The following is a 15129-nucleotide window of genomic DNA, read 5'->3' as shown; positions in this document are numbered from 1 at the left end:
CGGGCGCTTCCCTTCGGTCTTGCGTTTCCGACTCTATCAGATCTTTCCGATCCGATTTCCTCGGGGTCCTGCTCCGCTTTCCAGGAATTCGCTTTTCGCGTTTTCCTTTCGGCGGAACCGAACTCTACCAGGCTTTTCTCGACCATCTGACCAGGCAGCTGCGGACATGCAGAAGCCGATCGAAGATAAGGTGGCTTGGTAGATGCTGCCGGGATGAAGGACGCTCTTGGGCGTCGGTCTGCCCCAGGCAGGGGTACGACAGTACAGGGGGGCGGGCCTCGGCGCAAATCGTTTGCCGGGCGCCCCTACATCCGCCAACCGGGATCGCTCATGCGGAACCGGGACTTTTTATGACTTACGCTTCTGAACAGTACGCCGCCCAGGACAGATGGGGGCGGCGACCATGAATCTCCGCCCCCTGGGAGGCTTGCCATGACCAGTGTGACGTCCCCTCTTGCAGGACGCGCCATCGGGCTCTCCGCTGTTCCTGACCCGGTCTTCTCCGGTGCGATGGTCGGCCCCGGCACCGCCATCGACCCCGCCCGCGAGCCGTCCGAGGCCGTCGCTCCCGTCAACGGCATCGTCGTGTCTCTGCACCCGCACGCGTTCGTCGTCGTCGACGAGGAGGGCCACGGTGTGCTGACGCACCTGGGTATCGACACCGTCCAGCTCAACGGTGAAGGCTTCGAACTGCTCGTCAACAAGGGCGACACCGTCCAGCGCGGCCAGCCCGTGGTCCGCTGGAACCCCGCCGCGGTCGAGGCCGCCGGTAAGTCGCCGGTCTGCCCGGTCGTCGCACTCGAGGCGAGCGCGGAGTCGCTGTCGGACGTCGCGGAGAGCGGCGACCTGAAGGTCGGCGACGTTCTCTTCGGCTGGAAGTGACGGGGCGCCGTCGCTGACGGCCGGCAGTTCAATCGACGCGGCGGCTCGGTCCGCCGCACTAGCGGAGACGGTGAGATGGAGACAACGCTTCGAGGCGTCGGCGTGAGCCACGGCGTGGCGATCGGCGAAGTTCGGCACATGGGGACGGCGGTGCTCGAGCCCCCGGCCAAGCAGATCCCGCCGGAGGAGGCCGAGCGTGAGCAGGGGCGCGCCCGGCAGGCCGTCGAAGCTGTCGCGGCCGACCTGATCGCCCGCGGCAATCTGGCCGGGGGCGAAGCGCAGGCGGTGCTCGAGGCCCAGGCCATGATCGCGCAGGACCCCGAGCTCATCGCCGACGTCGACCGCCGCATCACCGTGGGCAGCAGTGCCGAGCGCGGGATCTACGACGCCTTCTCGCACTACCGCGAGCTTCTCGCGGGCGCCGGCGAGTACATGGCCGGGCGGGTCGCGGACCTGGACGACGTGCGGAACCGCATCGTGGCGCGCCTGCTCGGCGTGCCGATGCCCGGCGTGCCGGACAGCGACAAGCCATACGTGCTCATCGCCCGCGACCTGGCCCCCGCCGACACCGCGCTCCTCGATCCCACGCTGGTGCTCGGGTTCGTGACGGAGGAAGGCGGGCCGACCAGCCACAGCGCCATCCTCGCCCGCGCTCTCGGTGTGCCCGCCGTGGTGGCGCTGCCGGGCGCCGGAGAGTTGGCCGAGGGCAGCGTCGTCGCGGTCGACGGCAGCACCGGCGAGATCTTCGTGGAGCCGACGCAGGACAAGCGGGTCGAGCTGGAGGCCGCGGCCGCAGAGCGCAAGGCCGCCCTGTCCGCCTCCTCGGGTCCGGGTGTCACGTCCGACGGGCACAAGGTGCCCCTGCTCGCCAACATCGGTGGCCCCGCGGACGTCCCCGCGGCCCTCGACGCGGGCGCGGAGGGTGTCGGTCTCTTCCGCACCGAGTTCCTCTTCCTGGACGACAGCAAGCAGGCTCCCTCCGAGGAGAAGCAGGTCGAGGCGTACCGCCAGGTTCTCGAGGCGTTTCCCGAGGGCCGTGTCGTCGTGCGGGTACTGGACGCCGGCGCCGACAAGCCGCTGGACTTCCTGACCCCCGCGGACGAGCCCAACCCCGCTCTGGGCGTGCGTGGTCTGCGGTCGCTGCTCGACCACCCGGAGGTGCTGCGCACGCAGCTGACCGCGCTGGCGAAGGCCTCGGAGGGGCTGCCGGTCTACCTCGAGGTCATGGCCCCGATGGTGGCGGACCGTGCCGACGCCAAGGCGTTCGCGGACGCGTGCCGCGCGGCCGGTCTGCGGGCCAAGTTCGGTGCGATGGTCGAGATTCCGTCCGCCGCTCTGCGTGCGCGCTCCGTGCTGCAGGAGGTCGAGTTCCTCTCGCTGGGCACCAACGACCTGGCCCAGTACACGTTCGCCGCCGACCGCCAGGTCGGGGCCGTGTCGCGACTCCAGGACCCGTGGCAGCCCGCGCTGCTCGACCTGGTCGCGCTCTCCGCGGACGCGGCCAAGGCCGAGGGCAAGAGCTGTGGCGTGTGCGGCGAGGCCGCGTCGGACCCGCTGCTGGCCTGTGTGCTGACCGGTCTGGGTGTCACCTCCCTCTCCATGGGTGCCGCGTCGATCCCCTACGTCCGTGCGACGCTCGGCAAGCACACACTGGCCCAGTGCGAGCGTGCGGCCGCCGCCGCTCGTGCCGCGGACTCCGCCGACGAGGCGCGCGCAGCCGCGCAGGCCGTGCTCTCCGGCGAGTAGCCGCTCGGTCCCGCTGTTCCTGAGGGCGCTCCACCTGCGGGTGGGGCGCCCTCAGGGCTTTCCGTACGGGGTCAGGGGCGGTGGCGGTGGTGGTTCTCGGGCGCCGCGTCCGGGACCTCGGGTGCGGTGCAGTAGTCGACGCCGGGCTCCGGCGCCGTCAGATCGCCCGAGGCGGCGTCGGTGCAGTACGCGTCGAAGACCTGCGCAGCGGTCAGCTGCCTGAGCCGCTCGTCCTTGAGGCGCCAGCCGTAGACGCGGTCGCTGTCGTCCGCCGTGGTCCGCACGATCAGCGCGCAGGCGTTACCGGTGACGAGGGCCAGGGCGAGCAGGGTGGTGAGTTCCATCGCCGCGGTCTCCTCCAGCCGGACCGTGCCGGCCGTGGCGGCGTCGATGTGGAGCACCGTCAGCAGCATCTGCTTTCCCATGGGCACACTGCACACCCAGTGGTGGCGGCCGGCGCCGATGGTGTCGATCACTCGGGCCACCAGGTACGAGGCGCGGGCGAAGGCGGCGCGCCCGATGTCCTGTCCGCACACCGCGCAGGATCCGGTACGGGCGAGAACGGAGGAGGCGTACTCCCAGGTCGCCTGGCGGACGGCTTCCTCGACGAGGTCCGGGACGAGGTCGGCGAGGGGCTGTCCCTCGTACGGCAGGGAGGGGCCGGTCGAGGCCAGTTCCGCGGTGAAGCGGGTACGGCTGGCCGGGGTGTCGGGTTCGAGGCCGGTGTCCGCGCAGAACTCCGCGTAGTCCTCGGGATCGAAGAGGGCGACCGTGGTGTGGCCACCCGCCGCGGCGAGGGATTTGAGGAGCGCTTCGACTTGTCGGAGGTACGCCGTGTGGTCGTCGAAGGTGAAACTGCGGTAGCGGCGCATCTGCGTGAAGTCGTGCTCGTCGGCCACCAGGCCGAGGGTGCCCGCGATCTCGCGGCGCAGGATGTGCCGGGCGCCGCTGGTCCGGCCGTGCTGGGTGTCGGTCATGGTTCCCCCTGAGTGAGCTGTCGATCGATGCTCACTCAGAGTAATCACCGGCACTGACAACGGCTCGGGGCCGGGCCCCGCGCGGCCTGACGCCGGTCCGCCGTCAGGCTCGCTTGCGGGCGATCTCCTCGTAGAACCGGAGCAGTTCGAGGTTGTCGACGGAGCCGGGGTTGACGGCCTTGGCGAAGGGGGTGCCCTGGAGCAGGCGTTTGACCGGGACTTCGATGCGCTTGCCGGTGAGGGTGTGCGGGACGCCGGGGGCTTCGATGATCTCGTCGGGGACGTGGCGCGGGGAGAGCTGCTCGCGGATGGTGCGCTTGATGCGCTCGCGCAGGCCGTCGTCGAGGACCGCGCCGGGCGTGAGGTGGACGAAGAGCGGCATCCAGTAACCGCCGTCGGGTTCTTCGACGCCGATGACGAGGGACTCGCGGATCTCGGAGAGGCGCTCCACGGCTTCGTAGATGTCGGCGGAGCCCATACGGACGCCCTGCCGGTTGAGGGTGGAGTCGGAGCGGCCGTGGATGACGACGGAGCCGCGGGAGGTCACGGTGGTCCAGTCGCCGTGGCGCCAGACTCCGGGGTAGGTGTCGAAGTAGCTGTCGTGGTACCGGCTGCCGTCGGGGTCGTTCCAGAAGTGGATGGGCATGGACGGCATGGGGCGGGTGACGACGAGTTCGCCGACCTCGTCGGTGAGCGGGGCGCCGTCGGCGTCCCAGGCCTGTAGATCCGTGCCGAGGCCGGGGGCCTGGAGTTCGCCGGTGTACACGGGGAGGGTGGGTACGGCTCCGGCGAAGCAGGAGCAGACGTCGGTGCCACCGCTGACCGAGGCGATCCACAGGTCGGGGCGGACCTCGTCGTGGAGCCAGCGGAAGCCGTCCGGCGGGAGCGGGGAGCCGGTCGTGGCCACGCACTTCACCCGGGAGAGGTCATGGTCGCGGGACGGGTGCACGCCGGCCTTGCGGCAGGCCATGACGTAGGCCGCCGACGTGCCGAAGAGGGTGGCGCCCGTCGCCTCGGCGACGGCCCACTGCGCGCCGGTGCCGGGGAAGCCGGGGCTGCCGTCGTACGTGACGATCGTGGTGCCGGTGAGCAGGCCGGAGACGAGGAAGTTCCACATCATCCAGCCGGTCGAGGTGTACCAGAAGAACCGGTCGTCGGGGCCGAGGTCGCAGTGCAGGCCGAGTTGCTTGAGGTGCTCGACGAGGATGCCGCCCTGGGACTGGACGATGGCCTTGGGCAGACCGGTCGTGCCGGAGGAGTAGAGCACCCACAGGGGGTGGGCGAAAGGCACCTCTTCGTAGACGGGCGCCACGTCGGCGGCGGTGAGGTCCGACCAGGAGAGGGCGCCGTCCGGGGTCGCTGTCCCCAGGAGGGGGATGTGCACCACGGCGCGCAAGGAAGGCAGTTCGCTGCGGAGTTCCGCCACCGTGTCGCGACGGTCGTGTTCCTTGCCTCCGTAGCGGTAGCCGTCGACGGCGAACAGGACGACGGGCTCGACCTGGCGGAACCGGTCGAGGACGCTGCGGGCTCCGAAGTCGGGGGCGCACGAGGTCCACACGGCGCCGACGGCGGCGGTGGCCAGGAAGGCGATCGCGGCTTCCGGGATGTTGGGCAGGTAGCCGCTGACGCGGTCCCCCGGGCGGACGCCGCGGGCACGCAGTTCGGCGGCGAGCGAACCGACCTGCCGCCGCAGTGCGGCCCAGGTGACGGTGTGCTGCTCGTGCGTCTCGTCCACGTGCAGGATGGCGGGGCTGTCCGCGCGCGCGGGGTCGTCGGCGGTGCGCAGGGCGTGGGCCGCGTAGTTCAGGGTGGCTTCGGGGAACCATTCGGCGCCGGGCATCGCGCGGCTGCCCAGCACGCGCGCGTAGGGATGGGTGAAGCGCACGTCGAACCAGTCGGTGACGGCTTTCCAGAAGGTCTCGAGTTCGGTGACCGACCAGCGGTGCAGGGCCTCGTAGCCGCCTTCGGCGGGTGCTCCGTACTGTGCGGCGGCCCAGGCCTGGAACCGGGTGACCTGCGCGTCGGCGATCTGCTGCTGGTCGGGTTGCCAGAGCGGCGAGGGGTTCGCTGTGGTCATGGTGCGGCTCCTGGAAAGTACGCGGTGTATGCGTTCTCGGCGCGCACGGGCCGGGGTGTGCGCGTGACGCGGCTGACAGGACGATGTCATGTGATCGACTGCGACACCAGGGTGTCCGCCACACAGTCCGGGTCGTGAAGATGTGTCGTGGCCACGGATGAACGGCAGTTGAACGCGCCACGCGCGCGTGGCGCCGGGTGGCAGGGTGAGCAGCATGAACGGTCGTGACCTGGTGCGCGCGGTGAAGGCGGTTTCCGTGGTGGGCGCGGTCCAGGGGATGCGTGTCATGCGGGCTTCGTGGCGCCGCCGCCGGGCGGACGCCGCCGAGTCGGCGCGCCGGGGACGTGAGCGGGCCCGGGTGCCGGGGAGCGTGGTGGTGGCGGAGCCCGGGCCGGGCGGCGGTGTGGTGCGTTTCGAGCGGTCCCGGCTGCGGATCATGGTGACGGTGAGCGGCGCCGTGTTCTGGGGGTGGGACGACGCCGGGCCCACGCCGTCCTACGGAGTGCTCGGAAGCGGCCCGGAGGCGGATCCGCGGGCCGTTCTGGAGCCGGACAAGGACGGCGGCTGGCGGGTGGTGTCCGAGCGGGCGACCGTGGCGGTGTCGCGCGAGGGTGGCGTGCGGGTGTGCACGCCGGGCGGTGTGCTGGTGCGCCGCGATCTGCCACCCAGGTGGTGGGAGCCCGAGCGTGGTGGCGCGGCGCGCTGGGCGCAGCGGTCGGAGTTTCCCGCGGACGCGCGGTTCTTCGGGCTCGGAGGGCGGACCGCCGGCCCGCGGTTGCGCGACGGGACCTACCGCTTGTGGAACGCGGGTCCGGGCGGTGCGCTCGGCCCGGGGGACGCTTCGTCGTCGGTCACGATGCCGGTGCTGATGGTGGTCGCCGACGCGGGGACGCATCTGGTGTTCCACGACACCACGTGGGACGGCTCGGTGGCGTTGCGGCAGGGCGTGGAGGGTGCGGGGTCGGGGCATGACCGGCCGGGCGCGTGCGAGCTGCGGATGGAGGGCGGCCCGCTGCGCTGCTGGGTCGTGGTGGGCACGCCCACGCGGGTGCTGCAGACGTGGACGCGGTTGACGGGAGCGGCGGTCGTGCCGCCGTCGTGGGCGCTCGGCCACCACCACCGGCTTCAGGGGGCCGGCGACGCCTCGGACGTGCGGCGGGTCGTCGACGGCTTCAACGCGCGCTCTCTGCCCCTGGACGCGGTGCATGTGGACGGCGACGGCCCCGGTTCCGGGCACGCCTTCCCGGACGGTCCTGAGGGGCCTGCGTCGGTGCCACAGCTCGCCGCGGAGTTGCTGGGCGACGGTGTCCGGCTGGTGTCCGGGGTGGATGCCGCGGTGCGCGTCGCGAGCGGTGATCCGGTGTTCGAGGGCGGGCGGGCGATCGACGCTTTCGTGCGGGACGCGGCGGGCCGTCTGGTCCGCGTGGGCGCAGGGGCGGACGAGGCGGCGTATCCGGACTTCACGGCGCCGGGTGTCCGCAAGTGGTGGGGCGGGCTCTACGAGGAGCGGCTCGCGCGGGGTTATTCCGGGTTCTGGCACGACCTGGATGCGTCGGCGTCCTCCTGGTCCGGGGCTCCGCCGTGGCCGCGGTCGGCCCGCCACGCGCTGGAGGGCCCCGGGGGCGATCATCGTGAGGCCCATAACGTCTATGCGCTCTGTATGGCGCGGGCCGCATACGAGGCGCTGGCGGAACTGCAGCCACATGAGCGGCCGTTCGTCACCTCCGGTGCCGGCTGGGTGGGCATGCAGCGCTACGGAGGGGCGTGGGCGGGAGAGATGGCACCCGGGTGGCCGGGTTTGCGGGCCTCCTTGTCGGTGGTGGTCGGTCTCGGGCTGTGCGGGGTTCCGTATGCGGGGCCCGACCTGGGCGGAGTCGGCCCGGGGGCCTCCGTGGAGCTGGCCGTGCGCCGGTTCCAACTAGGCGCCTACTTGCCGCTGTTCCGCACTCGGTCGGGGGCAGGAGCAGGCGACAAGGAGCCCTCGGCTTTCCGGGAGCCTTCAGCTTTCGGTGGCGAGGCGGACGACGGTTACGGGACAGAGGGGCTGAGAGACCACGCGCGCGTGGCGTTGAACGAGCGTCGGCGGCTCCTTCCCTACCTCATGACGCTCGCGTACCTCGCCCGGCGTACGGGCGCCCCGTATGTGCGCCCGTTGTGGTGGGCGGCTCCGGAGGACCGTGCTCTGCGGGACTGCGAGGACGCCTTCTTGTTGGGTGACTGCTTGTTGGTGGCGCCCGTGCTGGAGCCGGGTGTGGTCCACCGGACCGTGCGGCTGCCCCGGGGGCGGTGGTACGACACGGTGAGCGAGGCGGTGTTCGAGGGGCCGGGGTCGGTGACGGTCGATGCTCCCCTGTCCCGTATTCCGGTGCTGGCCCGCGCAGGTGCGGTGGTTCCGGTGCGAGGTGAGGGCGGTGGGGTCGCATGGGAGGTGTGGGCCCCGGAGCCCGGTCGTACGGGTGGGGGTCTGACGGTGTTGGAGGTGGGTGACGGGCCGGCGGAGCCCGGGATGGTGCGTGTTCGGGCGCGCTGGCACGAGGGGCGGGTGGTCGTGGAGGAGGAGGGCGAGCCCGGTGGCCGCGCGGCGCGGTTCCCGGTCCGAGTACGCGGCCTTCAGGCGTCTCGGACCGGGCGCGGCGCTCACATGTAGCGGCCTTCGAACCACGCCTTGGCGGCCACGGTGTGCAGGGGGAAGGCCAGTTCGGTGGGGCGGCGCAGGAGGTGCCAGCCGTCGGTCTCGTCGGTGGGGGCGCTGCCGGGCAGCTGGGTGGCCGGGCGCTCGGGCAGCAGCCCGAAGAGCAGGAGGTGGCCGTCGGGGGCGCTTAGGGCGTCCACGAGGCGCACGTCGCGGGCGGCCGTGTCGATGCCCGTCTCCTCCCGCAGCTCGCGGACGACGGCCTGCCGCCAGTCCTCCCGGTCGTCGATGAAGCCGCCGGGCAGTGCCGCCTCCCCCTGCGCGGGCGCGATGGTGCGGGTGATCACGACCAGGGCGGTGCCGGCCGTGTCGTACACGGGTTGCAGGGCGATGGCGACGGGCAACGGGTTGCGGTAGGCGACCGTGCCACACGCCGCGCACGTACGCGGCCAGCCGAGCGCCTGGGTTCCGTAGGCGGTTCCGCAGCTTGAACAGTGGGAATCCGGAACGGAATTGATCGTGGGATGGGTGGTTGCTGACACGGCGCGGACTGTATCCGATCACTCGTGCGCGGTCTTCCCCGGAGGGGGTGGCTCCTGATAGACGCAGGGGCCATGACACCAGCCAGCCTGCTCCGGAAACTCGCCACCATGACGGTCGCCGCGTTCCTCGGCGTGGCCGCGGCCCCCGGCACGGTCCTCGCGACGCCCGACCCCAAGGCGCCCGCGGACTTCGTGGCGCTCAGCGACGTGGACCCCACGATCCTCCAGGAGATCCGCTACTACACGGCGCACGACTTCGTGGGAGAGCGGATCGACGGCTACCGGAAGCCGATGTGCATCCTGACGAAGCCGGCCGCGAAGGCCTTGCACCGGGCGCAGCGCGGGCTGCTGAGGAAGGGGTACTCCCTGAAGGTGTACGACTGCTATCGCCCGCAGCGGGCGGTCGACCACTTCGTACGGTGGGCGAAGGATCTCGACGACCACACGATGAAGGCCGAGTTCTATCCGAGGGTCGACAAGACGCGCCTGTTCGCGGACGGTTACATCGCGGAGAAGTCGGGGCACAGCCGAGGCTCCACGGTCGATCTCACCGTGGTGAGACTGCCGGCCCGGCCCACGCGTCCCTACGTGCCCGGGGAGCGGCTCACGGCCTGTTATGGGCCCCAGAAGGAGCGGTTCCCGGACAACTCCGTGGACATGGGCACCGGGTTCGACTGCTTCGACACGCTCGCGCACACGGACGACCCGCGCATCGAGGGGGTGCAGCGGGCCCATCGGGATCTGCTGCGGGACGCGCTCGGGGCGCAGGGGTTCGTCAACCTGCCTGAGGAGTGGTGGCACTACACCTACAAGCCCGAGCTTTTCCCCGACACGTACTTCGACTTTCCCATCTCCAGGAGGTCGCTCACGGGCCGGTGAGGCGAAGGGCGTGGCTGGGACCACCCCCGTGTGCCCCGGCCACGCCCTCACCGATGAGACGGACGCAGTGGAGGCCTCCATGGTTCTCACAGTCCGGCCGGGACCCCTGACGGCGAGCCGCACCCCATGGCACACTTCTGACGACTCGTCAGATCTGTTGTCCGTTGTCCGGTGGTCCGGGAGGAACTGTGGCGCGTTCGCGTACACCCGTCGTGGGCGGTTGGTTCACCGGCGAGGGGAGTGACTTCCGTCTGCTGGGGACCCGCTGCTCGGCGTGTTCTGCGGTGTTCTTCCCGCGCGAGGACGCGTGGTGCCGCGATCCCGGCTGCGCGGGCGGTGAGCTGGTCGAGGTCCCGCTGTCGCGGCGGGGGCGGGTCTGGTCGTACACCGACTCCCGGTACCGGCCGCCCCACCCGTACGCCTCCGACCGGGAACTACCGTGGCAGCCGTACACGTTGATCGCTGTGGAGCTGGCGGCAGAGCGACTCGTGGTGCTCGGCCAGGGGGTTCCGGGGCTCCGCGTGGCCGATCTGGACGTCGGCATGGAGGTGGAGGTGGTGCCGGGGGTGCTGAGCGAGGACGGGGACGACGAGACAGGCACGGCCTGGACGACCTGGCACTGGCGGCCGGCGGGGGTGGTGGCATGACGCGGGACGTGGCGGTGCTCGGCGCGGGCATGCACCCGTGGGGCAAGTGGGGGCGCAGTTTCGTCGCGTACGGGACGGCGGCGGCGCGCGAGGCGCTCGCCGACGCGGGCCTGGAGTGGCGGGAGGTCGGTTCCGTCGTCGGGGCGGACACCGTGCGGGGCGGCTATCCGGGGTATGTGGCCGGGGCGACGTTCGCGAAGGCGCTCGGCTGGCAGGGGGCCCGGGTGGCGAGCGTCTACGCGGCGTGCGCCTCAGGCGCGCAGGCGATCAGCACGGCGCGGGCGCAGATCCTCGCGGGGCTGGCGGACGTCGTGCTCGTGGTGGGCGCCGACGCCGCGCCCAAGGGGTTCTTCCGGCCCGCGGGCGGGGACCGGCCCGATGATCCCGACTGGCTGCGCTTCCGGGTGCTGGGCGCGACGAACCCGACGTACTTCGGGCTCTACGCACGGCGCCGGATGGCCCTGCACGGGGACACCCTGGAGGACTTCGCGCAGGTGAAGGTGAAGAACGCGGCGAGTGGCGCGCTCAACCCCTACGCGCGCTACCGCGCGGCGGTGACGGCCGAGGAGGTCGCCTCCTCCGCCGTCGTCGCCGATCCGCTGCGGCTGCTCGACATCTGCGCGACCTCCGACGGCGGCGCGGCGCTCGTACTGTCCAGCATGGATTTCGCCCGCCGGCACGGCGCCCCGGACCCGGTCCGCATCCGGGCCGTCTCCACCGTGACCCCGGTGTATCCGAACACCGTGCTCGACCTGCCCGACATCGCCACCGACTCGGCGGCCGGCGCCGAGCCCCCGGGGCAGGCCTTCCGTGCCTCGATCGCCCGTGCGGCCTACGAGGAGGCGGGCGTCGGCCCGCGTGACCTGTCGCTCGCGGAGGTCTACGACCTGTCCACCGCCCTGGAGTTGCAGTGGTACGAGGACCTCGGGCTGTGCGGCGCGGGCGAGGGCGCCAAGCTGCTGCGCGAGGGTGCCACGGCGCCCGGTGGCCGCATACCGGTGAACGGGAGCGGCGGGCTCGCCTCCTTCGGGGAGGCGGTTCCGGCGCAGGCGATCGCCCAGGTGTGCGAGCTGACCTGGCAGTTGCGGGGCACGGCGGGGGCCCGCCAGGTGGCCGGGGCCCGGGTCGGGATCACCGCCAACCAAGGCCTGTTCGGGCACGGCTCCTCGGTCGTGGCCGTGCGCTGATCACGCGCTCCCCTCCCGGTCGCCCTTGTCGGCCAAGTGACGTACGTGCGCGGGGACTTGACGACACAGACGGCGGTCAACCGTTGCGGTCCGCGACCTTGACGCTCCCGTACACCCGGTGAACACTTCCGGTGTCAGTCGGCACCGCCGCATGCCGGCCCACCACCCACGCGGGTCCTTGCCGGCCGCGAGGGCACTCCTGCCGGGTTCCGGCAGGCCGGGCCGCTCCCCCACGGCCGGCGGCTGTGCGGGCCCGCTCGTCACGGAGGCCCGGCGGGGCGCGGGACGCCCCCTGCCGGCCGAAGTCGCCCGTACCCAGCCATGGATACGCATCCTGCACGGAGGACCGGGGTCACGGCCCCGGGCATGGGCCTAGGAGCCGCCATGAGCAGTGGAGACAGCTTCGTCGGTGAGGTCATCGGCACCGCCGCCCTGGGCCTGTTCGGCGTTGGCGTCTGCGCCGCCGTCACTCCCGGACACGTGGGGCCGAGGGCGCCGAGGAAGCACCGACCGTCGCGGGCGACCAGGGTGGCCCCACACCGACGTCGGGGACCTTCGCGACGCTTCCCGGGATCCGCGACCCGGTCGCCAACCTGCTCACGGAGATCATCGCGACGGTCGGCCTGGTCCTGCCCGTCCTCGCCTTCGGGCTGACCAAGGGGCTCGGCGAGTCGGGCACGCAGGTGCTGGTCAGGCGCTCGTGGTCGTCGGCATCGGCCTGTCGCTCGGCGGGCCCACCGGCTACGCGATCAACCGGACCGCGGCCTCGGTCCGCGGATCGTGTACCAGCTCCTGCCGATCCCGTAAGGGCACGTCCGACTGGGGTCACGCCTTCATCGCGGTCGTCGGACCGCTGGCCAGCGGGGCGTCGGCGGGGCTGATCCGCAATCCGGCGTTCTGAGGCGAGACGTTCGGAGCCGCTCCCGGCGGCCTCCCCGTGGCCGCCTGTACGGGCCGTCTCCGCCCGGCAGGCAGCCTTCTTCCCCATGACATGACCGACTTCTTGCGAAGGGTAGCCATGCCCGACAACTCCGCGAAGTACGTCGCCGCCATCGACCAGGGAACGACCTCCAGCAGGTGCATCGTCTTCGACCAGGGCGGCGCGATCGTCGCGGTCGACCAGCGCGAGCACCGGCAGATCTTCCCCAAGCCCGGCTGGGTGGAGCACGACGCCAGCGAGATCTGGTCCAAGGTGCAGGCGGTGGTCGCCGGCGCGATCGCCAAGGCGGGCCTGCGGGCCGACCAGCTCAGCGCGCTCGGGATCACCAACCAGCGCGAGACGACGCTCCTGTGGGACCGGGCGACCGGCAAGCCCGTGCACAACGCGATCGTCTGGCAGGACACCCGGACGTCGGCGCTCTGCAAGGAACTGGGCGGCACGGACGGCCAGGACCGGTTCCGCGACCGCACCGGGCTCCCGCTGGCCAGCTACTTCTCCGGGCCGAAGGTGGCCTGGCTGCTCGACCACGTGCCGGGGCTGCGGGCGCGGGCCGAGCGGGGCGAGATCGCCTTCGGCACGATGGACTCGTGGCTGATCTGGAACCTCACCGGCGGCACCGACGGCGGCGTCCACGTCACGGACGTCACCAACGCCGGACGCACCCTGCTGATGGATCTGGAGACCCTCCAGTGGGATTCCTCGATCCTGTCGGCGATGAACGTCCCGGAGGCGGTCCTGCCGGAGATCCGTTCGTCGGCCGAGGTGTACGGCACGACGGTGGGCCGGCTCTCCGGTGTGCCGGTCGCCTCCGCCCTGGGTGACCAGCAGGCGGCCGTCTTCGGCCAGGCCTGCTACGACACGGGCACGGCGAAGAACACGTACGGCACGGGGAGCTTCCTGCTGCTCAACACGGGGGGCCGGCCGGTGCCCTCGAAGAACGGTCTGCTCACCACCATGGGGTACAAGATCGGCTCCGAGGCGCCCGTCTACTGTCTCGAGGGGTCCATCGCGATCACCGGTGCCCTCGTCCAGTGGTTCCGTGACCAGCTCGGCATCATCAAGAGCGCCGACGAGATCGAGACGCTGGCGGCGAGCGTCGACGACAACGGCGGGGCGTACATCGTGCCGGCGTTCTCCGGTCTCTACGCGCCGTACTGGCGTTCCGACGCGCGCGGTGTCGTCACGGGCCTGACCCGGTACGTCACCAAGGGCCATCTGGCGCGGGCCGTCCTGGAGGCGACGAGCTGGCAGACCCGTGAGGTCGTCGACGCGATGTACCAGGACTCCGGGGTGCGGATCACGACCCTGAAGGTGGACGGCGGCATGACGAAGAACAACCTCCTGATGCAGCACCAGGCGGACGTGCTCGGGGTGCCCGTCATCCGGCCCCGGATCTCCGAGACGACGTGTCTGGGGGCCGCGTACGCCGCCGGGCTCGCCACCGGAGTATGGAGCGACCTGGACGAGCTGAAGGCCCACTGGCGGCGGGACGTCGAGTGGTCGCCGTCGATGGCGGAGAGGGTCCGGGAGCGCGAGTACCGCAACTGGCGCAAGGCGGTGGAGAGGAGCTTCGGCTGGCACGAGGAGGACGGAGCCTGAGCCCGCGGGCGGGCACCGGCCGCGGCCCCCGCACGCGGGTACACGCGCGCGGAGGAGCGGAAAAGCGTCCTCCGCGCGCGTGCGCCGCGCAGACGGGTCAGGTCACGGCCGGCTGGCGGCGGCGGGCCGCGGTCGCCGCCGCGTGTTCGACGACGCCGATGAGGACGTTCTTCACGGAGTCCTTCTCCCGTGCGTCGCACAGGACGACGGGGACGCCGGGATCCAGGTCGAGCGCCTGGCGGACCGAGTCGGCGGGGTAACGGGAGGCCCCGTCGAAGCAGTTGACGCCCACCACGAAGGGGATGGCGCGCCGTTCGAAGTAGTCGACGGCGGCGAAGCAGTCCTCCAGGCGGCGGGTGTCGGCGAGGACGACCGCGCCGAGGGCGCCGGTGGCGAGTTCGTCCCACAGGAACCAGAAGCGGTCCTGGCCGGGCGTGCCGAAAAGGTAGAGGACCAGGTCCCGGCGGACCGTGATCCGGCCGAAGTCCATGGCCACCGTGGTGGTGTGCTTGCCCTCGACGCCCTGGGTGTCGTCGACGGGCCGGCCCGCCTCGCTGAGCAGCTCCTCCGTACGCAAGGGCTTGATCTCGCTGACCGCGCCGACGAGCGTGGTCTTGCCCACGCCGAATCCGCCGGCCACCAGGATCTTGAGCGTGACGGGCTCGACGGGGCCCCTGCCACGCTCGGAACGCCCGAAGATCATCGGTTGTCTCTCCTGCCTCACTGATGTCGCTGTGTGCGGTGCAGGGCCGCCTCAGAGGGCCCGGAGGCCGTCGATGACGTCCCGCAGAATGCTTTCGTCGGGCAGCTCCGCCGGGGGCACGGGACGGGTCACGTGCACCAGCTCGTCGTCGACCAGGTCGCCGATGAGGACGCGGACCACGCCGACGGGAAGGTCGAGTTCCGTGGCGAGTTCGGCGACCGACTGCGGGGCGTCCTGGCAGAGCCCGACGATGTCGACGTGCTCCGGCGACAGGGTCTGGTCGGCCACGGGGTCGTCGTCGCGGGACTCCGCGACGAC

12 protein-coding genes and 1 pseudogene are annotated in these 15129 nt (G+C 71.8%); 8 read left to right on the top strand and 5 right to left on the bottom strand.

Going from position 1 to position 15129, the window contains the following annotated elements; genetic code table 11:
* Window positions 1-432: 432 nt before the first annotated feature.
* Together ABZY33_RS34605 and ptsP are read left to right on the top strand one after the other, a co-directional pair.
* Entirely contained in the window at window positions 433-882 is a 450-nt protein-coding gene (locus tag ABZY33_RS34605) for a PTS glucose transporter subunit IIA (RefSeq protein ID WP_356495684.1), read from the top strand.
* 75 nt (window positions 883-957) lie between these two features.
* Window positions 958-2628 (top strand): phosphoenolpyruvate--protein phosphotransferase, encoded by a 1671-nt coding sequence (gene ptsP, locus ABZY33_RS34600; protein WP_356495683.1) that lies wholly within the window; start codon window positions 958-960, stop codon window positions 2626-2628.
* A 71-nt stretch (window positions 2629-2699) separates the two neighbouring features.
* Here ptsP and ABZY33_RS34595 read toward each other — a convergent pair whose 3' ends face one another.
* Window positions 2700-3605, bottom strand: a complete 906-nt coding sequence (locus ABZY33_RS34595) for a hypothetical protein (RefSeq protein ID WP_356495682.1) — start codon at window positions 3603-3605, stop codon at window positions 2700-2702.
* 103 nt (window positions 3606-3708) lie between these two features.
* Complete coding sequence (locus tag ABZY33_RS34590; protein ID WP_356495681.1) at window positions 3709-5682, bottom strand: acetoacetate--CoA ligase; 1974 nt, start codon at window positions 5680-5682, stop codon at window positions 3709-3711.
* A 214-nt stretch (window positions 5683-5896) separates the two neighbouring features.
* Between ABZY33_RS34590 and ABZY33_RS34585 the strand changes: the two genes are divergently transcribed.
* Complete coding sequence (locus tag ABZY33_RS34585) at window positions 5897-8329, top strand: glycoside hydrolase family 31 protein (protein WP_356495680.1); 2433 nt, start codon at window positions 5897-5899, stop codon at window positions 8327-8329.
* Here ABZY33_RS34585 and ABZY33_RS34580 read toward each other — a convergent pair.
* Window positions 8320-8856, bottom strand: coding sequence for an NUDIX domain-containing protein (locus tag ABZY33_RS34580; protein WP_356495679.1), 537 nt, complete (start codon window positions 8854-8856; stop codon window positions 8320-8322). The two genes, ABZY33_RS34585 and ABZY33_RS34580, sit on opposite strands and share 10 nt — an antisense overlap.
* 108 nt (window positions 8857-8964) lie before the next feature.
* Here ABZY33_RS34580 and ABZY33_RS34575 point away from each other — a divergent pair, with 108 nt between their 5' ends.
* The 5 genes and pseudogenes from ABZY33_RS34575 to glpK all read left to right on the top strand — a co-directional run bounded on the left by ABZY33_RS34575 (window position 8965) and on the right by glpK (window position 14108).
* On the top strand, window positions 8965-9735 hold the full coding sequence (locus tag ABZY33_RS34575; protein WP_356495685.1) for a M15 family metallopeptidase: 771 nt from the start codon (window positions 8965-8967) through the stop codon (window positions 9733-9735).
* A gap of 188 nt (window positions 9736-9923) precedes the next feature.
* Window positions 9924-10382, top strand: coding sequence for a zinc ribbon domain-containing protein (locus tag ABZY33_RS34570; RefSeq protein WP_356495678.1), 459 nt, complete (start codon window positions 9924-9926; stop codon window positions 10380-10382).
* Window positions 10379-11569, top strand: a complete 1191-nt coding sequence (locus ABZY33_RS34565; protein WP_356495677.1) for a lipid-transfer protein — start codon at window positions 10379-10381, stop codon at window positions 11567-11569. The genes ABZY33_RS34570 and ABZY33_RS34565 overlap by 4 nt, the downstream gene beginning before the upstream one ends.
* A gap of 384 nt (window positions 11570-11953) precedes the next feature.
* Window positions 11954-12470: pseudogene (locus tag ABZY33_RS34560) on the top strand (aquaporin).
* Between the two features lie 117 nt (window positions 12471-12587).
* Entirely contained in the window at window positions 12588-14108 is a 1521-nt protein-coding gene (glpK, locus tag ABZY33_RS34555; RefSeq protein ID WP_356495676.1) for a glycerol kinase GlpK, read from the top strand.
* Window positions 14109-14205: 97 nt separating this feature from the next.
* On the opposite strand, the gene ABZY33_RS34550 is transcribed toward glpK, so the two are convergent.
* On the bottom strand, window positions 14206-14811 hold the full coding sequence (locus ABZY33_RS34550; protein ID WP_356495675.1) for an ATP/GTP-binding protein: 606 nt from the start codon (window positions 14809-14811) through the stop codon (window positions 14206-14208).
* A 51-nt stretch (window positions 14812-14862) separates the two neighbouring features.
* The coding region (locus ABZY33_RS34545; protein ID WP_356495674.1) for a DUF742 domain-containing protein at window positions 14863-15129 on the bottom strand (267 nt) is incomplete at its 5' end.

It is taken from the genome of Streptomyces sp. NPDC006552, assembly GCF_040611655.1.
Classification (GTDB): Bacteria; Actinomycetota; Actinomycetes; order Streptomycetales; family Streptomycetaceae; genus Streptomyces.
Note: the sequence above shows the minus strand (reverse complement) of the source record. Positions and strands in the feature narration are given on the sequence as shown.